Source organism: Kribbella sp. CCNWLW201 (assembly GCF_037203805.1).
Taxonomy (GTDB): domain Bacteria; phylum Actinomycetota; class Actinomycetes; order Propionibacteriales; family Kribbellaceae; genus Kribbella.
In genome coordinates this window covers 266,765-289,684 of record NZ_JBBCBQ010000010.1, presented here as the reverse complement: position 1 = coordinate 289,684, position 22,920 = coordinate 266,765, and the positions used below count along the sequence as shown (strand labels likewise).

General features: G+C 68.2%; 21 protein-coding genes and 1 pseudogene. 10 read left to right on the top strand and 12 right to left on the bottom strand.

Annotated features, from left to right (window positions below):
- Positions 1-15 precede the first annotated feature (15 nt).
- On the top strand, positions 16-831 hold the full coding sequence (locus V9K99_RS33990) for a UbiA family prenyltransferase (RefSeq protein WP_337323709.1): 816 nt from the start codon (positions 16-18) through the stop codon (positions 829-831).
- On the opposite strand, the gene V9K99_RS33985 is transcribed toward V9K99_RS33990, so the two are convergent.
- Positions 828-1,700 (bottom strand): LysR substrate-binding domain-containing protein, encoded by an 873-nt coding sequence (locus V9K99_RS33985; RefSeq protein WP_337323710.1) that lies wholly within the window; start codon positions 1,698-1,700, stop codon positions 828-830. The two genes, V9K99_RS33990 and V9K99_RS33985, sit on opposite strands and share 4 nt — an antisense overlap.
- A gap of 124 nt (positions 1,701-1,824) precedes the next feature.
- Between V9K99_RS33985 and V9K99_RS33980 the strand changes: the two genes are divergently transcribed.
- The 3 genes from V9K99_RS33980 (at position 1,825) to V9K99_RS33970 (ending at position 6,541) form a co-directional block, all read left to right on the top strand.
- Positions 1,825-3,342 (top strand): MFS transporter, encoded by a 1,518-nt coding sequence (locus V9K99_RS33980; protein WP_337323711.1) that lies wholly within the window; start codon positions 1,825-1,827, stop codon positions 3,340-3,342.
- Between the two features lie 300 nt (positions 3,343-3,642).
- Positions 3,643-5,763 carry a fibronectin type III domain-containing protein gene (locus tag V9K99_RS33975; RefSeq protein ID WP_337323712.1) on the top strand — a complete coding sequence of 707 codons (2,121 nt, stop codon included), beginning with the start codon at positions 3,643-3,645 and terminating at the stop codon, positions 5,761-5,763.
- A 52-nt stretch (positions 5,764-5,815) separates the two neighbouring features.
- Complete coding sequence (locus V9K99_RS33970; RefSeq protein WP_337323713.1) at positions 5,816-6,541, top strand: DUF427 domain-containing protein; 726 nt, start codon at positions 5,816-5,818, stop codon at positions 6,539-6,541.
- Between the two features lie 9 nt (positions 6,542-6,550).
- Here the strand turns inward: V9K99_RS33970 and V9K99_RS42805 are convergent, their stop codons facing one another.
- Together V9K99_RS42805 and V9K99_RS33965 are read right to left on the bottom strand one after the other, a co-directional pair.
- A complete protein-coding gene (locus V9K99_RS42805; RefSeq protein ID WP_443137105.1) occupies positions 6,551-6,670 on the bottom strand; it encodes a helix-turn-helix domain-containing protein in 120 nt (39 codons plus the stop codon).
- On the bottom strand, positions 6,670-7,443 hold the full coding sequence (locus tag V9K99_RS33965; protein WP_337323714.1) for an SDR family NAD(P)-dependent oxidoreductase: 774 nt from the start codon (positions 7,441-7,443) through the stop codon (positions 6,670-6,672). Before V9K99_RS33965 ends, V9K99_RS42805 begins: the two co-directional genes overlap by 1 nt.
- 439 nt (positions 7,444-7,882) lie before the next feature.
- On the opposite strand from V9K99_RS33965, the gene V9K99_RS33960 reads away from it, so the two are divergent.
- A complete protein-coding gene (locus V9K99_RS33960; protein WP_337336419.1) occupies positions 7,883-10,126 on the top strand; it encodes a bifunctional SulP family inorganic anion transporter/carbonic anhydrase in 2,244 nt (747 codons plus the stop codon).
- 117 nt (positions 10,127-10,243) lie between these two features.
- Here V9K99_RS33960 and V9K99_RS33955 read toward each other — a convergent pair.
- Positions 10,244-10,657, bottom strand: a pseudogene (locus V9K99_RS33955) (phosphatase PAP2 family protein); the annotation flags it as partial.
- 571 nt (positions 10,658-11,228) lie between these two features.
- Here V9K99_RS33955 and V9K99_RS33950 point away from each other — a divergent pair.
- Entirely contained in the window at positions 11,229-11,828 is a 600-nt protein-coding gene (locus V9K99_RS33950) for an MFS transporter (protein WP_337323716.1), read from the top strand.
- Positions 11,829-11,986: 158 nt separating this feature from the next.
- Positions 11,987-12,415, top strand: a complete 429-nt coding sequence (locus V9K99_RS33945) for a hypothetical protein (RefSeq protein WP_337323717.1) — start codon at positions 11,987-11,989, stop codon at positions 12,413-12,415.
- On the opposite strand, the gene V9K99_RS33940 is transcribed toward V9K99_RS33945, so the two are convergent.
- The 4 genes from V9K99_RS33940 to V9K99_RS33925 are packed head-to-tail and all read right to left on the bottom strand — an operon-like array spanning position 12,385 to position 17,179.
- Positions 12,385-13,260: a neutral zinc metallopeptidase gene (locus tag V9K99_RS33940; protein WP_337323718.1), complete on the bottom strand. Its 876-nt coding sequence runs from the start codon at positions 13,258-13,260 to the stop codon at positions 12,385-12,387. The two genes, V9K99_RS33945 and V9K99_RS33940, sit on opposite strands and share 31 nt — an antisense overlap.
- 13 nt (positions 13,261-13,273) lie before the next feature.
- Positions 13,274-13,630 (bottom strand): aconitase X swivel domain-containing protein, encoded by a 357-nt coding sequence (locus V9K99_RS33935; protein WP_337323719.1) that lies wholly within the window; start codon positions 13,628-13,630, stop codon positions 13,274-13,276.
- A 50-nt stretch (positions 13,631-13,680) separates the two neighbouring features.
- Positions 13,681-14,937 (bottom strand): aconitase X catalytic domain-containing protein, encoded by a 1,257-nt coding sequence (locus V9K99_RS33930; RefSeq protein ID WP_337323720.1) that lies wholly within the window; start codon positions 14,935-14,937, stop codon positions 13,681-13,683.
- A gap of 55 nt (positions 14,938-14,992) precedes the next feature.
- Positions 14,993-17,179, bottom strand: coding sequence for a S41 family peptidase (locus V9K99_RS33925; RefSeq protein WP_337323721.1), 2,187 nt, complete (start codon positions 17,177-17,179; stop codon positions 14,993-14,995).
- 106 nt (positions 17,180-17,285) lie between these two features.
- On the opposite strand from V9K99_RS33925, the gene V9K99_RS33920 reads away from it, so the two are divergent.
- A complete protein-coding gene (locus V9K99_RS33920; protein WP_337323722.1) occupies positions 17,286-17,990 on the top strand; it encodes a M50 family metallopeptidase in 705 nt (234 codons plus the stop codon).
- Here the strand turns inward: V9K99_RS33920 and V9K99_RS33915 are convergent.
- Positions 17,987-18,721, bottom strand: coding sequence for a DUF5995 family protein (locus V9K99_RS33915; RefSeq protein WP_337323723.1), 735 nt, complete (start codon positions 18,719-18,721; stop codon positions 17,987-17,989). The genes V9K99_RS33920 and V9K99_RS33915 overlap by 4 nt on opposite strands.
- Positions 18,722-18,745: 24 nt before the next feature.
- Between V9K99_RS33915 and V9K99_RS33910 the strand changes: the two genes are divergently transcribed.
- On the top strand, positions 18,746-19,330 hold the full coding sequence (locus tag V9K99_RS33910) for a hypothetical protein (protein WP_337323724.1): 585 nt from the start codon (positions 18,746-18,748) through the stop codon (positions 19,328-19,330).
- Here V9K99_RS33910 and V9K99_RS33905 read toward each other — a convergent pair.
- A complete protein-coding gene (locus V9K99_RS33905; protein ID WP_337323725.1) occupies positions 19,311-20,342 on the bottom strand; it encodes an aldo/keto reductase in 1,032 nt (343 codons plus the stop codon). The genes V9K99_RS33910 and V9K99_RS33905 overlap by 20 nt on opposite strands.
- A gap of 49 nt (positions 20,343-20,391) precedes the next feature.
- On the opposite strand from V9K99_RS33905, the gene V9K99_RS33900 reads away from it, so the two are divergent.
- Entirely contained in the window at positions 20,392-20,892 is a 501-nt protein-coding gene (locus tag V9K99_RS33900) for a mycothiol transferase (RefSeq protein ID WP_337323726.1), read from the top strand.
- On the opposite strand, the gene V9K99_RS33895 is transcribed toward V9K99_RS33900, so the two are convergent.
- Both V9K99_RS33895 and V9K99_RS33890 read right to left on the bottom strand, forming a co-directional pair.
- Complete coding sequence (locus V9K99_RS33895; protein ID WP_337323727.1) at positions 20,885-22,000, bottom strand: hypothetical protein; 1,116 nt, start codon at positions 21,998-22,000, stop codon at positions 20,885-20,887. The two genes, V9K99_RS33900 and V9K99_RS33895, sit on opposite strands and share 8 nt — an antisense overlap.
- A complete protein-coding gene (locus tag V9K99_RS33890; protein WP_337323728.1) occupies positions 22,000-22,869 on the bottom strand; it encodes an exodeoxyribonuclease III in 870 nt (289 codons plus the stop codon). The genes V9K99_RS33895 and V9K99_RS33890 overlap by 1 nt, the downstream gene beginning before the upstream one ends.
- Between the last annotated feature and the right edge of the window lie 51 nt (positions 22,870-22,920).

The window sequence follows — 22,920 nt, the reverse complement described above, 5'->3', positions numbered from 1 at the left end:
GGCATCGTTACATCGGTGAGCCGAGTCTTCACGACCGTGAGAGGGCTGGCACTCGCCTGCCACCCCGGCCCGACGGCCGCCGTCACCGCACTCACCACGGCCGTGGCCTGGTCGGCCGGGCGCAGTCCGGCCGGATGTCTCCTCGTCGCAGCAACGATCCTCACCGGCCACCTCTCGATCGGCTGGAGCAATGACGCGATAGATGCCGCCCGCGACACCATTGTGAACCGGCAGGACAAGCCGGTGGTACGTGGACTGGTGAGTCGCCGCACTCTGATCGTGGGCGCGGCGGTCATGCTGATCGTCACCATCCCGGTCTCGCTGGCCAACGGAACAGCTGCCGGCCTGATGCATCTACTGTTCGTCGCCTGCGCCTGGGCGTACAACCTCGGCCTCAAGTCGACCACCATCTCCTGGCTCCCGTACGCCGTCGCGTTCGGGGCACTCCCCTCGTTCGTCACCCTCGGCACGACCCACACCTGGGCGCCGTGGTGGGCCACCGCCGCCACGGCTCTGCTCGGAATCGGTGCCCATCTGGCAAACGTCGTACCCGATCTGGACGATGATCTCGCCACCGGTGTCCGCGGGTGGCCGCAGCGGCTCGGCGCCTACGCTCGGCTGATCGCGCCGCTGCCGCTGGCCTTCGCGACCGGGCTGCTGGTGGTCGCTCCGGCCGGTCCGATCGGAGTAGTCGGGTGGGTCGCCCTGGCCGTGGTCGCAGTACTGCTCGCGGTGATCCTGGCGTGGCGGGACGCGCCGTTCCTGGTGACGATCGCGGTGGCGGTCGTCAGCGTGGTCGCGCTGATTCTCCGCGGTGACGCCCTCACCTAGCCGGCGTCGGGTTTCAGCGGCGCGTTGCTGCCGAGGATGGCGGCCGTGAGAGCCTCGGCAGGCTCTTTCGAGGCGCGCGGGTTGGTGATCAGGACCAGGTCGATGGCCGGGAGTTCCGGGAGGCCGGCGCTCGGCGGGGGTTCGACCAGGTCGGCCGGCATCAGGGAACGGGCGAAGATCGCGATGCCGAGGCCGGCCCGGACAGCCGCGAGTACGCCGTTCACGCCACGGACGATGCACGTGATCCGGCAGGACCGGCCGGCCTGCTCGAGCGTCTGCACACCGAGGGACCGGCTGAGGCTGGGTGCCTGGTACGCGACCAGCGGCACCGGTCCGTCGGGCGCGATCCGGGTCCCGTTGATCCCGGCCCAGACGAGCGGATCCCGCCGTACCAGTCGTCCGTTCGGTTCGTAGCCGGTGCCGACGCTGTGCTTCACGTAGGCCAGGTCCAGGTGGCCGGACTCCACCCGGCGGAGCAGGTTGGGGCTCTGGGCAACTGTGAGCTCGAGATCGATCCGCGGGTACAGCTGGCGGAAGTCGCGCAGGATCCGCGGTAGCGGAGTGAGCGCGAGGTCGTCGGTCACCCCGAACCGCAGCCGGCCGCGCAGTTCCGAGCCGGTGAAGTACCCGGCCGCCTCCTCGTGCGCGGCCAGGATGGTCCGAGCGAACCCGGCCATCGCCTCGCCGTCCGCGGTCAGCGTGACCGTCCGCGTGTCGCGCAGGAACAACGGTCGCCCGACCGCCATCTCGAGTTTGCGGATATGTTGGCTGACCGTCGGCTGCCGGATACCCAGCCGCTCCGCTGCCTGGGTGAAGCTGAGCGACTGCGCCACCGCCAGGAACGTGCGCAGCTGATCCGGGTCGTACATCGATGGACCTCCTATTACGCGACGCGATAAGAGTAATAGGAGTAATTCGCTATCCGAATTCAGCACCTACCGACGAGGATGGACATGTCCTCCCCTGACCCGTCCACTCGTGTAGGGAACACTCTTGACCACCCGGGCCACCGGCACTGTCCCATCCGCCCCCGACTTCCACACCCACCGCAGTACGAGCACCCCCGAACCGCAGCGGCGCCCCGGCTTCCGGGACACGTTCAGCGCGCTGCAGGTCCGCAACTTCCGCCTCCTGGTCAGCGGACTGCTGGTCAGCTCGACCGGCGGCTGGATCCAGCGCATCGCCCAGGACTGGCTGGTGCTCACCATCACCGGCAGCGCCACCGCGGTCGGCATCACCACCGCGTTGCAGTTCCTCCCCACCCTCCTGCTGGGCATGTACGGCGGAGTGATCGCGGACCGCTTCCCGAAACGCAAGGTCTTGCTGGTCACCCAGACGACGATGGGCACGGGCGCCGCGGTCCTCGCCGTACTGGCCTTCAGCGGCCAGGTGCAGGTCTGGCAGGTCTACCTACTGGCACTGTTCCTCGGCCTCGCGACTGCCGTCGACAATCCGACCCGGCAGTCCTTCGTCACCGAACTGGTCGGCAAGGAGCGGGTCCGGAACGCGATCAGCATGGTCTCGTCGACGTTCCAGCTGGGCAGCATGATCGGCCCGGCGCTCGGCGGCGTCCTGCTCGGCACGCTCGGCACCGGCTGGGCCTTCGCGCTGAACGCGGCCACCTTCCTCGGCTCGATCTCCGCGCTGCTGATGATGCGCGAGCACGAGATGCCCGGGCTGCAGGCGGCCCGCCGGGCGAGTGCCGGAATGCGGATCCGCGACGGGCTGAGGGACGGCGTGCGGTACGCGTTCCACGAGCCGGCCGTCCGCTGGGCGATCGCGCTGGTCGGCATCTACGGCATGTTCGCGATCAGCCTGCCGGTCACGCTGACCGCCTTCGCCGACCGCGTCTTCCACACCGGCGCGACCGGTTACGGCGTACTGAACTCGGTGGTCGCGGTGGGTGCGCTGACCGGCGCACTGCTGTCTGCCCGACGGGTCCGGACGCCCCGGCTGCGGAACCTGGTCGGCATCGCGTCGCTGCTGACCGTGACCGAGGTCCTGGCCGCGATCCAGCCGTCGCTGTGGACCTTCATCCCACTGCTGGCCGCGCTCGGCATGGCGACGCTGATGTTCCTCACCGCCGCGCAGTCGATGGTTCAGCTGACCACCCCGGACGGTCTGCGCGGCCGGGTCTCCGGGATCTACAACCTGGTGTTCATCGGTGGCGGCGCGATCGGCGGCCCGCTGGTCGGCTTCCTGGCCCAGAACTGGGGTGCGCGCACCAGCCTGCTGATCTCCGGCCTGATCCCGGCCGTGGCGACGATCGCCATCGCCCTCCGGCTCCGGCGCGACGGCCGGTTCCGGCTGGTCCTGATCCGGACCCGCTCGCCCTGGCACCAGCCACCGGTCCGGCTCAACCTCGAGCAGGTCTCGATCCAGCTGTCGGCTCCCACGAGCCACCCGACGACGCGTACGTCGCGACCGTTCGCGCTCGGACGTCGCCAGCACCAGCGCACCGACCCGCACACCCGCCCGCTGCGCCCCCGCCGTCGCCCGCAGCACCACTAGGACGGACTCGCGCCCCCGGCTGGATCGGACCGGGGGCGCGAGGTGCTGATCAGCAGGGACGGCTGTCGATCAGCGAGGCGGCATCAGGCAGCGGTGATGACGCCCGCCGAGGGACCGTCCTCCTCAGCCGGTCCCTCGCTCGTACGACGCCGCAGCGGCGGCCCGAAGTTGATGAAGGTTGTGTCGCAGTCGCGTCACAGCGCCTACGGACAGTCATCGGGGCCGAATACTTGACGGCGTAAATTAAGCGACCCTAGGCTCGGCCGGGTCCGCTCTCTCCTCCCCTGGAGGAACACCCTCATGTCTGTATCAACCCGCCGTACCGCCGCTGTCCTGCTGGCTGCCGTCGCCCTGGTGTCGACGGCAGCCGCGATCGCACCGGCCGACGCGGCCCAATCGACCACGGTCCAACCGGGCCCCAAGCCGACCTTGGTCGAACCCGACTCCGCCTTCCAGGGCACCCCGGACCTGACGACGGCGGCCAAGACGCCGGCGCAGTACCCGCAGGTCGCGGCCAAGCCGTACATGGGCTGGAGCAGCTGGAGCCTGCAGTCCACCAACTACCCGGGTGTGAACCCGGACGGCCCGGGCAGCTTCATCAGCGAGAAGAACATCCTCGCCCAGGCCCAGGCGATGGCGACCAAGCTCAAGCCGTACGGCTACGAGTACATCAACATCGACGCCGGCTGGCAGCTCGGCGGTGACGAGTACGGCCGCCCGATCGCGAACACCAGTCGGTTCCCGCGCGGGATGAAGGCGGTCGGCGACGACATCCACAAGCTCGGCCTGAAGTTCGGCATCTACACCGTGGTCGGCCTCGGCTTCGACGTGTACCGCGACGGCAACACGCCGATCTACGACGCACCCGGCTGTTTCACCCGCGACATCGTCTACCCGGACCTGCGCACCACGAACGGCTGGGACCAGGCGTACAAGATCAACTACGCGAGCCCGTGCGCGCAGAAGTACGCCGACTCGATCGCGAACCTGTTCGCGAGTTGGGGCGTCGACTTCATCAAGATGGACGGTGTCGGCCCGGGCTCGTGGAAGGGCGCGCCGGACGACCCGAACCACAACAACACCGAGGACGTCGAGGCTTGGTGGCGCGCGGTGCAGAACGCCGGCCGCCCGATGATGTACACGCTGTCGTGGTCGCTCAGCCACCGGTACGCCGACGTCTGGAAGCAGAACTCGAACGGCTGGCGGATCGACACCGACGTGGAGTGCTACTGCGACACCATCGTCCGCTGGGACGGCTCGGTGAAGCAGCGCTGGTGGGACCTGCCGCAGTGGGTCGACGACGCCGGACCGGGTCACTGGAACAACCTGGACGCGATCAACGTCGGCGTCGGCGAGATGGACGGCCTCAACGAGGCCGAGCGGCAGAGCTACATGACGTTCTGGGCGATCAACGCGGCTCCGCTGTTCGTCGGTGACGACATGACGAAGCTCGACGCGTACGGTCTGAAGCTGCTGACCAACCGCGAGGTCATCGCGATCAACCAGTCCGGCAACCCGGCCCGCCCGCTGAACCAGGACCAGCTGCAGCAGGTCTGGTACGCCAAGAACGCTGACGGCAGCGTCACGGTCGGCCTGTTCAACCTGGCCGAGACCCCGGCCACGGTGACCGGGAACTTCGACCAGCTCGGCATTACCGGCAAGGCGACCGTCCGCGACGTGTGGGCGAACCAGAACACCCGCAATGTGGCAGGTCAGGTCAGCGCGGCGCTCCCGGCGCATGGCTCGAAGCTGTACAAGATCACGCCGAACAACGCCGGCAGCCCGACCAAACCGGCCGACCTGACCGCGACCGATGTCAGCCGGACCACCGTGTCCCTGAACTGGCAGCCGAGCACGGGTGCTTCGTCGTACAAGGTGTTTGCCAATGGCAAGCAGGTTGCGACCAGCTCGAGCACGAGCACTGTGGTGACCGGGCTGCTGCCGCAGACGCAGTACACCTTCACCGTCCAGGGCGTGGTTAGCGGCCGTACGTCGGAGGCGAGCGCGCCGGTCACCATGTTCACCTCGAAGTCGGGTGGACCGGTGCGGTACGAGGCCGAGGCGTCGACCAGCACGCTGACCGGAAACGCTGGCGTCTCCGGTTGCAACCTGTGCTCGGGCGGGGCGAAGATCGGCAACATCGGTTACGACGCGTCGGTGACGCTGAACAACATCACCGTGCCGACCACCGGGACGTACCTGGTGAAGATCGCCTACACCGACGGCGACACCAGCCGGCAGAGCATGCTCACCGTCAACGACGCCGACAGCTACTGGGTGAACTACCACGGCCTCGGCGACAACGACTGGGGTACGCCGCAGGTCACCTACCTGCCGATGAAGCTCCAGGCCGGAGCCAACTCGATCAAGGTGCACAACCCGACCGGCTACATCGCCGACATCGACTGGATCACCGTCTGATCATGGTGGGGCCGGCCTTCCCTGCGGCCGGCCCCACGCCTTTACTGGACGAATGAGCGCCTACCCCGCACCTCTGGTTCCACCCGGCTCCACGGCTCCGGTTCCCCGGCGGATCCGCGCGACTCTCGGCGATCGCGTCGTACTGGACACGACGGACGCGATCTACCTGTGGGAGTTCCCGCCGTACCCGCAGTACTACGTCCCGGTCGCGGACGTGGCGGACGGGGTGCTGACCGACACCGGCGAGACCAAGACGTTCGAACACGGGGTCGCGCGGGTACACACCGCCGGGTCGGGCAAGGCCTGGGTGTACGACGACGGGATCGCGAAGGACCGGGTCCGGTTCCAATGGGACGCGCTGGACAGCTGGTTCGAGGAGGACGAGGAAGTCTTCGTCCATCCACGGAACCCATACGCCCGTTGTGACGCGATCCGGTCCGGCCGGCACGTCAAGGTCGAGGTGAAGGGCAAGGTTCTGGCCGAGTCCCGATCGACCGTCATCGTCTTCGAAACCGGTCTGCCGCCGCGCTACTACTTCCCACGCCCGGACGTGAACTTCGACAACCTCACCCCGAGCGACACCCGGACCGCGTGCCCCTACAAGGGCCGCACCACGGGCTACTGGTCCGTCGACGGCCGAGACGTCGCCTGGTCCTACGACTTCCCAACCGCACCCCTACTCCCGGTCGCCGGCCTCATAGCCTTCTTCGACGAACGCGTCGACATGACCTTGGACGGCGTACGACAGGACCGCCCGATCACCCCGTTCTCCGACTGAGCTCCGCGATCATCGACTGGAAGTGGGGGCATTCGGGGCAGCTGGGGTGAGCAAGCCCTCGTCCTCCCAGTGCCTGAGGACGTGGGTCGCGAGGCCGAAGCGGGCGGCCAGTACGCCGATTTCGAACATTAGATGGCTGAGGTCACACCGCCGTCCATGGTGATGATGGAGCCGGTGACGTAGCTGGCCAGTGGGGAGGCGAGGAAGACGGCGACGTTGGCGACCTCGGCGGGTTCGCCGGCGCGGCCCATCGGGATCTCGGCGACCATCTCCGCCAGCAGCTCCTCCTTCGGCCGGCCGCTGGCCCGGACCGCCGCCTCGAGCCCTTCGTCCACTCGGGCCGTGCGCGTCATGCCGGGGTTGATCACGTTCACCCTCACGCCCTGACCGGCGTACGCCTTGGCATAGCCGACCGACGCCAGCATCAGTGCCGCGTTGGCCGCGCCGCCGCCGATGTGCAACGGGTTCGCCGCGCGCCCGCCCTGGCCGACCACGTTCACGATCGCGCCGCTGCCGCGCTCGGCCATGGCCCGGATGATCGCCTCGGTCGCGTGCATGTAGGTGAAGTACTTCGCCTCCATCGCCGCATGCAACGCCTTGCTGTCGAGCTCGTCGACCGGCGTACGGCGAGCCGCTCCCGCGCAGTTGATCAGAATGTCCGGTACGCCGATCCGCGCGAAAGCCGCCCTGGTCGCGTCGGCGTCGGTGAGGTCGACCGCCTCGACCTCGTAGCTCAGCCCCTTGGCCGCCAGCTCCTCCTGCGCCTTCGCGAGATTGCCGGGATCACGGGAGATTCCGGTCACCTTCACGCCCTCGCGCAAGAGCGCCTCCGCACAGGCGAGGCCGATGCCCTTGCTGGCTCCGGTAACGACCGCGGTCCGACCAGACAGTTGCAGATCCACGTGCTGGCTCCTCTGTGGCGGGGACTATTGCTGCTGCTAGCGGTGTCAGCGTATAAAACGTGACGAGCAACCGTTGAACCTGTTCATCACCGCCCTTCCCGGGCGTCCGTCGGTCAGGTCACTGGCGAGGTCTGGCGTCGGGTTCCCACGTCATCCAGGCCCACCGACAGTACGCGGCTTCGCCGGGCCGGTGGTGCCTATGACAACCACGGTGCAGGCGTCTTCACTGTTTCCGGCGGGCGGATCGTCGCGGTTCGGGAGTACACCGACACCGACCACGCGCGCCGGGTGCTGTTCCCGCCCGAGTAGATGCCCTGAGCAATCGTCAGTTTTCGCGGGTTCCCGGGCCTTCGGCAACGAATTGGAATTGTCGCTACTCCGGCCTTGAACGGCCAGCTACGATGGGTAATCAGATCGACACTCTTTGTTTCGACGCCTGATGCCCAGAGCACCGACGCCGGAGGGACCCGTGCCGACCATGTCAACATCCCACTCCCCGCCAGTCACCAGTCCTGCGCCTGAACGCAGTACCTGGCGGTCGATTCTCCACCATGACCTACCGGCCTCGCTGGTGGTCTTCCTGATTGCCATTCCACTCTCCCTGGGGATCGCCGCCGCGTCCGGCGCCCCGCTGATCGCCGGCCTGGTGGCCGCGGTGGTCGGCGGTATCGTCGCCGGAGCGCTCGGCGGCTCCCCGTTGCAGGTCAGCGGTCCCGCCGCCGGCCTCACCGTTGTCGTCGCCGGCCTCGTCAGCCAGTTCGGCTGGGCCGCGACCGCCGGCATCACCTGCGCCGCCGGCCTGTTGCAGATCCTGCTGGGCGTCACCCGGATCGGGCGGCTCGCCCTCTCCCTTTCTCCCGCCGTGGTGCACGGCATGCTCGCGGGGATCGGCGTCACCATCGCCGTCCAGCAGCTGCAAGTGGTGCTCGGCGGGCAGGCGCAGAGCTCTTTGATCGCCAACCTGACGGCACTGCCCGGCCAACTCGTCGCCCACCACCCCAACTCGGTGCTGGTCGGCGTACTGACCGTTGTCATCCTGCTGGCCTGGCCCAGATTGCCCAAAGTGAAGGCGATTCCGGCACCCCTGGTCGCCGTTGTCGCGGTCACCGCACTGGCCGCCGTCTTCATGACTGACGTCACCCGGGTCAACCTGCCGGACCAGCCGCTACAAGAGCTGATCGTGCCGGCGGTGCCCGACGGCGCCCCGATGGAGATCATCACCGCCGTACTGACTGTCGCTCTGGTCGCGAGCGTGGAGTCGTTGCTCTCGGCCGTTGCCGTGGACAAACTTCATCGCGGCAAACGGAGCAACCTCGACCGCGAGCTGATCGGCCAAGGCGCCGCGAACGCGGTGTCCGGCGCACTCGGTGGCATGCCGGTGACCGGCGTGATCGTGCGCAGCTCCACCAACGTCGCGGCCGGTGCGCGCACCCGCGCGTCGGCCATCCTGCACGGCGTCTGGATCGCCGCGTTCGTGCTCGCCGCCGGCGCGATGCTCGAACTCATCCCGATGGCCGCGCTGGCCGGCGTACTGCTCGTCACCGGCTTGCGGCTTGTCCAGCTCGCACACATCCGCACCCTGCGCCGGCATGACGAGTTGCTCGTGTACGTCGTGACTGCTGCCGGCGTCGCTGTACTCGGGCTGGCCGAAGGCGTCCTCATCGGTCTGGTGCTCGCACTCGCTCGAGTGCTGTACCGACTGGCTCGGGCGACTGTCACCACGACCGAGCAGGACGGCCTGTGGACCGTGCGGATCCGCGGCACGCTGGTCTTCCTCGGCGTCGCGTCGCTGATCCGGACGCTGCGGACGATCCCGTTCGGCGCCCGGGTGCGCGTCGACCTGGAGGTTCACCATCTCGACCACGCGGCCTACGAGGCCATCGAGGACTGGCGCCGCGGTCACCTCGCGCGCGGCGGCTCGGTCGAACTGAACCGGGTCGCGTTGCGGGCCGCGATGCACACCGATCCGGCCCGGCGGCTGCTGCCCTGGCAACGCCAGGTGATCCCCGAGCCCGACCAGCGCGTGTCGATGCTGGACGGGATCCGTGAGTTCGAGGCGTCGGCCGATCTGATCCGGCCGATGCTGGCGAAACTCGCGGCCGACGGGCAGCGGCCGGCGCACCTGTTCATCACCTGCGCGGACTCGCGGATCGTGCCGAACATGATCACCACGAGTGGTCCGGGCGACCAGTTCTGCGTCCGCAACATCGGCAACCTGGTGCCGCCGAAGGGGTCGAACAGCAACTCCGTCGACGCCGCGATCGAATACGCCGTCGAGGTGCTCGGCGTGAAGTCGATCGTGGTCTGCGGTCACTCACACTGCGGCGCTGCCGCAGCCGCGCTGGAGGCGAACATCCCGGCCGGCTCCGGCCTGCAGAACTGGCTGCGCCATCTGGAGCCGTCGGTACGTCGTGCCGTCGGCCTGCCGGACATTATCGACCCGGCGACCGGGGTGACCCTGTCCCCGGCCGACAAACTGTCCGTCGCGAATGTCGGCGTACAACTGGCGAACCTGCGCAGTTTCGCCTGTGTGCGTACGGCGGAAGCGGAAGGACGGCTCGAGCTGATCGGGCTGTGGTTCGACATCGGCGCGGCCGCAGCCCGGCTGGTGCTCGACCGCGAGCCCTACCTGGTCCGCGCGGACGAGGAACTCGCCACCGCGGGCCCCTCCGCCAAACGCTGATCGGTGACGTCGGCGGGGATGCGCACCCCGCCGTACGTCGAAGATCACCAGCAACGGCAGCGCCAACGCGATCGCGACCAGGCCGTCCAGCCAGTAGTGGTTGGCCGTCACCACGACGACGGCGAACGTGAGCACCGGATGCGCGATCCACAGCCAGCGCCAGCGCGAGCGGGTCGCCCGGATCAGGATCACCGCGACCATGAACGCCCAGCCGACATGCAGACTCGGCATCGCGGCGAACTGGTTCGCCACGCCGGAGTCTGTGGTCGGGCCGTACACGGACTGGCCGAGCACGACGCCGGTGTCCACCCAGCCCGGCATCATCCGCGGAGGCGCCAGCGGGAAGAACATGTGCCCGATCAACGCCAGCCCGGTCAGTGACGCCAGCGCCCAACGGGCTTTGCCGTACTCGGCCGGCCGCCGGATCATCAACCACAGCAGGACCGCCGCGGTCAGCGGGAAGTGCACGCTCGCGTAGAAGACGTTGGCGGCGTCGGCGAGACCGGGGATCTGCAGGGCCTCATGCTGCACGGTCGCCTCACTCGGTAACCCGAGCCACGCCTCCCAACCGATGAGCTTGTCCGCATGTCTGTACGCCGAACCCGCGTGCTCGGCGGACAGGAAACGTCCGAGGTTGTAGACGCCGAACAGGACTGCCAGCAGGGCCACTTCGCGGATGATCCGCCGTACTCCGGCGTGCGGCTTGACCGCCACCGAGTGCTCCACCCGCTCCAGAGTCAGCTGCGCCACGTCGACCCCCACCTCAAACCGAACGTCCGTTCTCTGAACTTCCACCCTGCGCCGGTGGCCCACGGAAAATCAAGAACGGTCATTCGTTTTGCACTGTGATCCTGACCGCATCGAGCCACTCTTCCAAATTATCGCAACCTGCTTATAGTTGCGAAGAATATGAACCAACTCACACCCGGGGTTCAGTGGCACCGGATGGGTGGGGAGCGGGAGGGTGGGGCCTGGCGTACCGACGAACGGGTAGTCATAGGCCGGGATCACGCGCCGCCCGCCTGCGGGCCCATCGCCCACTCCCGGATCAGCCACTACTACCCGTCCCTCGGTACGCCGGGAGGCGAGGGTGCGAGTTGTGGTGACCGTGTTTGTCCGCTGGACGTGGCTGCGGGCGGTGCTGCACAACGGGTGGTGGCTCGTGACGAGCGTCTACCTGGTCGTCGACGCCGGCCTCTCCCCCGCCCAGCTGGTGCTGATCGGTTCAATGCAGAGCGCCTCCGCGTTGCTGTTCGAGGTGCCGGCCGGAGTCTTCGCGGACACCATCAGCCGCAAGTGGTCGCTGGTGATCTCGCAGCTCCTGATGGGTACGGCGATGCTCACCACGGGCCTGGTCTCGTCGTTCCCCTTGCTCCTCGCCACACAGGTGCTCTGGGGTATCTCCTGGACGTTCGCCAGCGGTTCCGACATCGCCTGGATCACCGACGAACTCGACCAGCCCGACCGCATCACCGCCGTACTCGCTCGTGCCGCTCGCGCCCAGCTCACCGGCGCGGCGACCGGCCTGATCGTGCTCGGTCTGCTCGCCTGGGCGACCCGTCGCGATATCACGATCGTCGTCGCCGGCATCGCGATGATGTCGCTCGCGCTCTACGTCGCACTCAGGTTCACCGAGCACCGGTTCGTCCCCTGCGGACCGCGCGCTGGTCGGCGTCCTGGACCACCTTCCGCCGAGGTCTGACGCTGGTACGGCGAAGTCGCGAGATCCTGCTCATCTTCGCCGCGACCTTCCTCGGCAACGGCGCCTGGGGCTCCGCCGGCCGGCTGATCCAGAAGCGACTGCTCGATCTCGGCCTGCCCAGCGATCCGGATCCGGTTGTCTGGTTCACCGGTCTCGGTGTGATCGGGCTGATCCTCGGCGCGCTGGCCCTTCGTGTGGTCGCCAAGCGCATCGACGGTGCCCACGCCCGCAACGACTACGCCCTCGCCGCTGTGGCCGGTGTGCTCGGCATGCTCCTGCTGGCGTTCGCCCGCGATCCGGTCGTCGGCGCCATCGCCGTCGTACTGGTCTCAGGCATCGTCAACCCACTCACCCGGGTGATCAGCGCGATCTGGGTCAACGCACGGACGACTGCTGACATCCGCGCGACCACGCACTCGTTCCTGGAACAGCTCAAGTACCTCGGCGAGATCGTCTGTGGTGTGGGCATCGCGGCAACCGCCCAATTGACGAACCTGCCGCTGGCGCTCGGCGCGTCTGCGGTGCTGTTCGCGGCGACCGCCGTACTGATGAAGGGTCAGCCGACGAAAGAGGCGTCCGCGTTGTAGGTGTTGCAGGCGCCAGGCCCGCCTGCCTCGAAGCCTGCATCGGTCCAGTGGGCGTGGTTCGCCGCGCTTCCGTGGTCGCCGGCGGGGTCCTCACTCGCGGCGATGACCTCGTCCCAGACCTCCCGCCACCCGTCGTCGGCCGGGAAGTAGTCGCGGTCGGCCCCGAGGTAGGCGGCGCTGAAGCAGGAAGCCTGGAGCTCCAGCCGACGGTTCTCCTCCAGTTGCAGGTCGACACCGTTGAGCTGCAGGCCGCGCTTGTACTTCGCCTCGAGGATGCCGGTCAGCGCCTGGACGTGATGGCCGTACTCGTGCCCGATCAGCAACGCCATCCACGCCCGGGCCCAGTCCGGATCCTCCTTGTACGTCGTGATGTCGACCTTGGCGTCCATGTAGATCGTGTCACCGCAGTAGTAGGCCTGCCCGTCGTCGAAGTCGCACGGCGACGAGGGTGACTTCCCGAGCACGACGACCAACTTCGGGGCGACGAACGTGAAGCCGGCCTTGCGGATCGCCGGCGCCCACACGTCGTTGAGGCAGGCGACGTACTGCGTGTAGTACTCGCGAACGTTCGCGAGCGAAGTGGCCGGCGCTGTCGGCTCCTCACACTGCGATGCGGCCAGCTTGCCGACGCGGTAGATCGGGTTCTTCGCCAGTGCGGCCGGCTGCGGTGGCGCGGAGACCGGTGCGGATGGCTCGGGCGTCGGCGTGGTGGTCGGAAGCGCCGACCTGAGTTTCTCCGCCTCCGACGCGGCCGCCTCATCGGCGGCAGGCTCGGCGGTCGACGTGCAGCCGGCGAGCAGTAAGACAGCGGCCGCGCAGGTGGCGGCCAGACCCCGTGTGTTCACCCGGCGAATGTAGTCACCAGGTGATGGTGGCGTCGACTGAACCGGCCTCGACTTGCAGGAACCGGTCAGTCGGCAGGTCGTCGTACGCGGGGCGGTCGACGACGACCACCGGGGTTTTCAGGCCGTAGAGCTCGTGGGCGACGAGGGCGCCCAGGGCAATGATCGTGTCTGGGCGGGCGAGGATGATCGCGGCCGGTGCGGTGTGGGCGCGGATCTGCTCGGCGAGCACACTGGACGCGGAACTGGAACCCCGGCCGGACTCCATCACGAGTACTCGACCGGCCAGGATCGTGCCGCACTGCGGGTGATGCGCGTCGACGATGCGGCCCTGCTCGTCGGTCCCACCCCAGAAGGACAACGGAGCGGTCAAGCGGATGGGCTCTCCGGATGCGCTCCCTGGATGGAGCGTGCGCGCGGGGATCATGCTTCGAGCTCGTGGAGGACGACTTGACCCGCTCGGGCGGACGCGACGCATTCCTCCAGGGAGCCGAGGACGACGTCGACGTTGATGTTGCCTGGTGCGTAGTGCGCCCACTTGCCGGAGTTCGTCATCACGTTCTTCCAGGCCGGGGACAGGATCGAGGTCACGTACGTGCAGGTGTCCACGACGACTGTGACACCGGCCGACTCGAGAGTCCGCAGTACGCCGGTCTCCTCGGCGCGGGCGCGCGTCGCCCGTCCGGTGGAGAGGTAGAAGGCGACCTTCAGCGGCGGCCCGTCGTGGACCAATCGCGCTAGCTCTTCGCATTCGGCGTACGACGCATGCGGCGTACCGACGCTCACGGCGTCCAGTCCGCCGGACGAGAAGGTGGACAACTTACTCCGGGTAACTCGCATCGTCTCGAGGTCGACGTCGTACGTCGGCAGCTCGTCGAGCGGACCCGTCGGCGCCTCCGGTGTAACTCCGACCGCGTGGAACAGCGCGACTCCGCCGGCCGACGCGGCGGCGGCGCCGAACGCCTTCAGCCGGTCCTCGCTCACATCCTCGGGAATCCCCACCAGCACAGGGATTTCGCTGCCCACCACCGACCCGACGTGATGCCCGAGCAGCGGATACGCGAGGTCCGACCGCAGGAACCGCTCACCCAGCGGACGGCAGTCGAAGACCACGGTCCCCCTGCGCGCGTCGATTGTCTGCAATCCGGAGTACGGCGCTCGTCCGGTGATCGCGGCGCAGATGTCGAGGAAGTCGCCGTACCGATCCGTCCGTGCACCGAGGACCGAGTTGGCGAACACGATCGCGTTCGACTCCGCCCAGGCGATGTGCTCGCCGAGACCTGGCCGATTCGGGAGCTGGTACGGCGCGCAGGTCCACGTCGGCGTGCAGCCGAGGTCGACGTACGCGGACATCAATTCGCGGCCGCGGAGGGCGGCCTCGCGTTCGGCGTCGGTGGCGGTGCGGATCAAGCCCGGGTGGAGGAGGTCCATCGAGCCGACGTTGAGGGTGGTCGGGACGCGGACCTTTGCGCCGAGATCGACCAGCTTGTGGGCGAAGTCAAGGCTGACCTGGCCGTGGTAGAGACACGAGTCGACGTGGGCGGAGGTGATCTCGACCAGTCGCGGCGCAGCCTCGATCCGGGCCAGGCTGACGATCACGCGCATCGCGAGCGCGACACCGTCGCCGTCCTGACCGCCGAGCATGAGTTCTTCCTCGGCGGTCAGGCGTAGATTGTCCACAATCCGAAAGTTACATCGTCCGACAGTTGACGATCCTCCCGACGGATCGGCGATGTCAGACGGTGCGGCGGCGGGAGGCGACCAGTTCACCTGCCTTGTAGCCGTCGGCCCTGAGCAACTGCCCCGGCTTGACGTCCAGGATGTCGATGCTGAGCGGTGCGCCGGTGAGGTCCTCGGAGCTGATCGGCCGATCGTCCAGGTACACGTCGACCCGGTCGATCCCTAGCACGTCCAGCGTGACCGTGAGCGTCGTACCAGTCAGCGAAGTCGTCACGCCGAGCCGCCGGTTCGGCATCTCCGCCAGCAACGAGCCGGCCTTGGCCAGCAGGTCGACGTTGCCTTCGAGCAGGTCGGCCCGCGTCATCCGGTGCGTCTCGTGCGGCCGGATACCGAGGTCTTCGACCGGGGTCCCGGACAGTTCGCCGACCCGCAGGGTGCGGCGGATCGAGACGCGCAGGTTGGCACCGTTCGGCAGCGCAACGTACGGCGAGGTCGGGTCCGGTGGCGGTGGTTCGTTCAGCAGCGCGGCGAGCAACCCGTGGGTCCACACGTTCGCGCCACCCGCGCCGGTGTTGTCGTCGACGCCGAGGATGGTGCCGATCTCGTGGTCGGCGAACCCGGCGGCGAAGATGTCGGTCGCCGAGTACACCCGGGCGTCGGTGATCAGCACCACCGGGCCGTGGTACGTCTGGCCGATGTCGTTCGCGCCGGCCTCCGGCGTGATCGGCTTCGCGGCCGAGTACGACGCACCCGTCTCGGTCGAGAGGTCGAGCGAGTCGAACCACGGGCCGAGGTCGATCCCGGCCGGGTTGTCCTTGTGCCGACGGCAGATCCTGAGGTTGAGCGGCGTACTGATGAACTGCACCGGCTCCGGCTCGATGTGTCGTGGGGTCATCGTCTGCAGGGTGAACTCGCTGGCGAAGATGTGTCCGCCGCCGTTGTCGCGAACGTCGACAATCAGACCATGCTGCGGCAATAGGCCGGCCAGCCGGACGAACTCGTCCCGGAAGGCGACCGGGTTCTGCACGCTGAAGGTGAAGATCCGCAGGTGCCCGAAGGTCCCGGACGGCGTAACCACCTCACGAGCCCGGAACACACCGGGCATCGTGGTCGGCAGATCAGCGCCGCCGACCGCGGCCGGCGTACTCAGCTCGGCCGAGCTCTGCCCCTCTTCCAACTCGACCACTTCGCGCACGTAGAGAGCCTTCTTCGCCCGGGCCTTCTCGTCGGAGTCCAGATCCAGGCCCATCGAGGCGGACGTCTCGCTGATCGCGTCCAGGTCCGTCATCGGCGGCAGGTTGGTGGCCACCTTCCACTGCGCACGCAGTTCCTGGGTCGAGCCGTCGAGACCGATGTAGGTGACATTCACCCAGTCCTCGTCCGGCGGCGACTGGATCACCAGCGGTCGCAGGGTGAGCGAATCCAGGCCGCGCGCGAGGTTGGCCGCGTCGTTGCTGCCGGCGAACTGTGCGCCGTTCAGGGCGACGGCGCGGGCGATCGGCGTACCGTTCCAGTGCGTCACCTCGGCGCCGGCGCCGAACTGCGGAGCCGAGAGGCCGGTGACGGTCCGGGTGATCAGGTAGTGCTCGTCGCCGGCCGCGTTGTGGCACTTCTCGATCATGAACGGCAGGAAGGCGATCTTGCCGGCGAACGGGGCCGGCAGCAGGTAGTTGGTGTGCAGGTCGCGGACCGAGTGGAAGATGCTCGACATCTGCCGGTGGAACATCCATTCGGGTTCCATCGTCTCGGCGCTCTGGCGCTCCATCCGCGAACGCATCACCCGCAACCGCTGCAGCGGGTTGACTGCGTGCATCGCGGCCTTCAGGGGCAGATGCACGTAGTTCTGCTCGAGGATCAGCAACGCTTGGTCGACGAGCAGTTTCCGCTGGCCGAGGGTCAACGTACCGGCCGCGGCGAGGAAGTCCGGCAGCGGTACGGCGGCCGCACCTTCGACAGCCGCGGCGCGGGCCTGACTGGTCCTGGTGGTGCTCGCCATCGTCTGCTTGGCCGCCCGCTTGCCACCGGTCGTCCTTCTCGTCGGCGTCTTCTTGGCGGTGCTCGTCTTCTCGACCGCACTGGCCCTCTTGGCAGTACTGGACTTCTTCGCGGTGGTGGACTTCTTGGCAGCACTTGTCTTCTTGGCAGTGCTGGACCGCTTGGTGGCAGTCGTCTTCTTGGCGGTTCCGGTCTTCTTCGCCGTCGTCTTCTTGGCAGTGGACTTGATGGTGCGTGGCTGTGACATCTCTCCCCCAATACGGCAGCCCCTCCCCGGGCCACGATTCCTCCACCGTCGTCCGCCCCCCGCACTATGTCAACGCCCTTGACCACCCTCCTGCAAAGATGGGGCGGTGAACGAGGTCTGGGACAGCTTGACGTCGGTGCAGCCGGAGCCGTCGCTCCGGGTGGTGATCGGTACCGGGATCGCCGCGTTGCTGCTGATCGCGTGGCGGCCGATCTGGCGGTACACGCGGCAGGTGGTGACGATCGCGCACGAGGGTGCGCACGGGCTGATCGCCGCGCTGGTCGGACGGAAGCTGGCCGGGATCCGGCTGCACTCCGACACCTCCGGGGTCACCGTGTCGCGCGGCCATCCGACCGGCCCGGGGATGATCGCCGTACTGCTGGCCGGCTATCCGGGGCCTGCACTCTTCGGGCTGGCCGCGGCTTTCGTGCTCAGCCGTGGGTACGCCGTTGCCCTGCTGTGGGGACTGTTGCTCGCGCTGGTGATCCTGCTGCTGCAGATCCGCAATCTGTTCGGTCTGTGGTCGGTCCTCGTCTTCGGCTCGGTCGTCTTCGCGGTGTCGTGGTGGGGATCGCCGGACGTGCAATCCGCCTTCGCACACCTGCTGACGTGGTTCCTCCTGTTGGCCGCGCCTCGCGCCGTACTGGAGTTGCAGTACTCGCGCCGTGGCGGTGGGGGTCGTAGTTCTGACGCCGATCAGCTTCGGCGGCTAACCGGCGTACCGGCGCTGCTGTGGGTCGGAGTCTTCGGCCTGGTGACGCTCGGCTGCTTGGCGCTCGGCGTCCTGTGGTCGGGAGTGCTGCCGGGCTAGGCCGGTGGTGGGAGCGTCACGCCGAAGCCGCTGATCGCCAGGCGGAGGAGCACCTGGCCCGGGCGGAGGAGGTCCGCGATCTTGGCGGCGCTCAGGAGTTCCAGCTCGTCGAGGCGAGTCGCGTACGCCGTTGGGCCGTCGAGCCGGGCGCGTTGCAACTCGGCGGTGTTGTGCCAGACCTTCTGGCGGGACTCACGAAGGAAGCGCTGCGACGAGAGCCGGTTGAGCGGAGTGAGAACTCGGTCCACCAGGCTCCTGGCTCCGCCGAGAGCGTCGTCTTCCGCGCCGACGCGTTCCGCGAGTACGCCGTCGATTCGTTCGTGGTCTCGTCGCCGCCGTTCCATCAGGCTCGGATCGGTGAAGTCCTCGTCACTGATGACGGCCAGCAAGGCCTGCGGCAGGTCGTAGTTGACGTGCGCGTTGATGCCGAGCAGCACGTGCCGCAACGGCGGTAGGTCCGCCGGCGCCTCGAACGCCAGCCGCCACGGCCGCGGGGTGCTTCGACCAGCCAGGTCAGCGTCGTGGGCATCGAGATAGAGCTCGGCGAACCTCACGTCCCAGTCCTCGACCCAGTCCGGGTCCTCGAAGCGCGCCTGCTCGATCGCCGTACCGACCGCCTGGGTGGTGCGAAGGTAGGTACTGAGAAAGATCTGCCGATGCTTGAACTCGGTCGGCAGGTCGTCGAGCCGCTGCTGCATCCGGGCGACGACGGCGGCAATACCATCGTTCATCGGATCTCCTCAGCTGGAGGGATCATGGGAGCACGCTCTTTCGATCCGGTTGTGGTTGGCAACAGGGAAACCGACGCCTGGGCTGCCTACTACCTGCACGACTGGCGTCGCTTCCTCGTCGCCTCCGTCGGCCTGGTCGGAGCCGCCTTCGGGATGTCGCCGCGCCGAACGCTGGCCGGAGCGTGGTACGTGTTGCGCGCCAACCAGTTATGGGCACCGTACCCCGACAATCAGCCGGACGCGGCGCGCGCATACATGCGCCGGTTCTACGAGCTCGTCGTGCAGGATGGCGGCCTCTCCCTCGACCCGGCTCGAGCCGCCAGGTTGGAGGTCGAGTGGTGGCGCGTCCACCGCGCCCACCAGCACAACGGCACCGAGGAGTCACTCGAGGACGCGCTGGTCGAGCTGTATGCCTATGTGTACGACGCTGACCCGGAAGCCGTCCGCCCGGCCGCACGCAAGCGGGTCGAGGCGATGGACCTGTCCGACCGATGGGCCAAGGCAGGTCGCCACCGCGACGACCCCCTGCTCGCCGGAGAGCGGCGCGCACTCGTTGCGTCGTACGCCGCTCTCCGGAGCGCAGTCGAGGTCAGGCCCGGCCCCCACTGATCGGACGGCCCCGCTGGGCGATGCCGGGACCGCCGTACGGGTAATCAGCGGCGCCTGGATCGCTGGCCTCGTTCAGCTTCGCGGTCTCCTCCTCGGTGAGGTGGAGGTCGGCTGCGGCGAGGTTGTCGTCGAGCTGCTCGAGGGTGCGCGCACCGAGGATGACGGAGGTGATCGCCGGCCGGTCGACCAGCCAGGCGAGCGCGACCTGGGCCATCGAGATGCCTCGGGCCTCGGCGATCTGGCGGACCGCGTCCACCACGTCACGGACGCGCTGGTTGCGGCTGCGGCGATGCCAGGACTCGACACCGCGGTCCGGGTTCTCACCCAGGCGGGTCGCGCCGGTCGGCTCCTCGTCGAACGAGTACTTCCCGGTCAGCCAGCCACCGCCGAGCGGCGACCACGGCAGCAGACCGAGCCCGTTCTCCTGTGCGGCCGGGACGATCTCCCACTCGATCTCACGCACCAGCAGGTTGTACTGCGGTTGCAGCGTGACCAGCCGCGACCACCCGCGCCGGTCGATCAGGTCGCACGCCTTCTGCAGCTGCCACCCGGTGAAGTTCGACAGGCCGCCGTACGAGATCTTGCCCGCGCGTACGGCGTCCTCGAGGAAGCTGAGCGTCTCCTCGAGCGGCGTGACCGGGTCCCACGCGTGCAGCTGGTACAGGTCGACGTGCTCCACGCCGAGGCGGCTGAGCGACGCGTCGAGGGCGCGGCGCAGGTGCCGCCGCGAGGTGCCGACGTCGTTCGGCGAGTCGCCCGTCGGGAACCGGCCCTTGGTGGCGAGTACGACGTCGTCGCGGGCGGAGCTCTTCGCCAGCCAGCGGCCGATGATCTCCTCGGAGGCGCCGGCGGTGTACACGTCGGCGGTGTCGATGAAGTTGCCGCCGACCTCGACGTACCGGTCCAGCTGCACGTGCGAGCCGGCCTCGTCAGTCTCGTTGCCGAACGTCATGGTGCCGAGCGCGTAGGTGGAGACGACGGCGCCGCTGGCGCCCAGAGTGCGGTATTCCACGATGCTCCCTTTCTCAGAACTGTCCCACCCGCAGACTACGGTGGCGTTCATGAAGACGAGTGAACTGCTCATCGACGCACACAGCCGGATCCAGGAGGTCGTGCACGAGGTCGTGGAGGGGCTCGACGACAAGTCGCTCGCGGCGCGACCGGGCGAGACGGCCAACTCGATCGCCTGGCTGGTCTGGCACCTGACCCGGGTCCAGGACGACCACTTGGCCGACGCCGGCGGGTACGAGCAGGTGTACACCGCCGACGGCTGGCACGAACGGCTCGGCCTCCCACTGGACCGCGCCGACACCGGCTACGCGCACACCTCGGATCAGGTGGCGCTGGTCCAGCTCTCTGGCGACCAATTGCTCGGGTACTACGACGCCGTGCACGCCAGCACGGTCGAGTTCCTGAAATCCGTCACCGACGAGGGCCTGGACCGGATCGTCGACCGCCGGTGGAACCCGCCGGTCACGCTCGGCGTGCGGCTGGTCAGCGTGATCAACGACTGCGACCAGCACGCGGGTCAGGCGGCGTACGTGAAGGGCCTGCTCAGTTGAGCTTGGTCTCCCAGAGTGACGTTCCGGCGATCAGGTAGAGCTTGCCTTCGCGGGTGAGTGCGGCGTCGGTGACCGGCCCCTCGGGACCGCCGGTCGACTCCTGGACGGTCCAGCTGCCGTCCTTGCCGGTGATCACCTTCACCTTGTTGTCCTGAGCAACGATCTGGACGATCCGGTCGCCGTCGACGATCGGCGGCGGCAGCTTGTCCTTGTCCCCGACCGGGATCGACGGTACGCCGGTCAGGCGCCTGGCGGACCCGTTCTGGTCGAGTTGCCACATTGCCAACTGACCGTCGACGTACCCGGAGATCACGCAGGACGTCGTACAGGTCGCCGTGTTCGCCTGACTGCGGTTACCGGGATCGGGCAACACGATCCGGCTCCAGCCCTGGTTGAGCTTGGTGGATCGCCAGACCGCGGCCTCCTGGGCGACCACGTTCGGCGCCAACCGCACCTGCGATCCGAGGATCACGAAGCTGTCGCCGAGCGTCGTACCGAAACTCGGTCCGACCAGGAGGGAGGGCGTACTCTGCAGGGCCGTCTTCGCCGGGTTCTGCCGGACCCACTTGGCGTCGCTCTCCGGCAGCCAGACCGCGGCGTCGTTCCCCGTCTCGACACCACCCCAGGAGCCGAGCAACGCACGGCCGCTCGGGGTGATGACGGCCGAGTACAACGCACCCGCCGTTTGTCCGCCGAACGTGTTGAACTCTTGCGGACGCTCGACCAGACCACCGTCGACCGAGCCCGTCCACACCGTCCAGCGCGTGTTCGAGTGCGCCCCACCGGCCGCGCCACCGAGGGCGAGCAGCTGCTTGCCGTCGTACGCGATGGAATACCAGATCGCCTCGAAGGCGTACGGGCTCTTCGGGGACGGCGTGACCTTGACCTGCTTACGCTGGTCGCCGTTCAGGACGAGTAGTTGTGGGACCACCTTGGCGCCGCGATCGCGTAGGCCGACCAGGAGTTGATCGCCGTGCTCCGTGAGTACGACGGGCTCCGCGCCGACGTCGACCTTCGTCCAGTTGACCGGCGTGCTGGACGGCTTGTCCTCGCTGCAGGCAGTGAGCGTCACCAGGATCAGGGCGACGGCCGCCGCTAGGCTCCGCATCAACGGTTCTGCGGGAGTTTGGTGGTGGTCTTGCGTCCGGTCCGCGGTGCGGACGGCGGTGGTACGACCGGGCCGATGTCGCCGTCCGGAGCGACGTCGAGGTCGAGGATGACCGGCGCATGGTCGCTCGGCCCGGTCCCCTTGCGGGCCTTGCGATCGATCCACGCGGCCTTGACCCGCTCGGCGACCGGCTCGGTCGCGAGCATCAGGTCGATGCGCATACCGAGGTCCTGGTGGAACATGCCGGCGCGATAGTCCCAGTAGCTGAAGATGCGGTTGTCCGGCCAGCGATCGCGGACGACGTCGTGCAGGCCTTTGGCCGACATCAGATCGGCGAGCGCCTGCCGCTCCGGAGCCGTGACATGCGTCTGACCGACGTACGCCGCCGGATCGAACACGTCAGCGTCCGTCGGGGCGATGTTCATGTCCCCGCAGACGATCTGGTCGGCCGGTCCGGCGGCGACGACCTCACGCAGGGCCGCCAGCCAGGCGAGCTTGTAGTGATAGTGATCGGAGTCGGGGACGCGACCGTTCGGCACGTACAGCGAGTGGATGCGGATGCCACCGCAGGTCGCCGCGACCGCGCGCGCCTCCGGATTCGGGAAGCCGGGCGCCTCGGCCACGCCGGACACCACATCCTCGAGTCCGACCTTCGACAGCAAGGCGACGCCGTTCCACTGCACCTCGCCGTACAAGGCCGTCTCGTAGCCGCGCGCGGACAACTCCGCACCGAGCAAGTCGGTGAACGCGTCGTCCGCAAGCTTCGTCTCCTGCAGGCACACCACATCCGGCTGCCGCTCGTCCAACCACCCCAGCAACCGGGGCAGTCGCTGCTTGACCGAGTTCACATTCCACGTCGCTACTCGCACCCGACCACGGTAGACCCGACCACGGACCATTTCAGCGGTTACTGTGTGCGC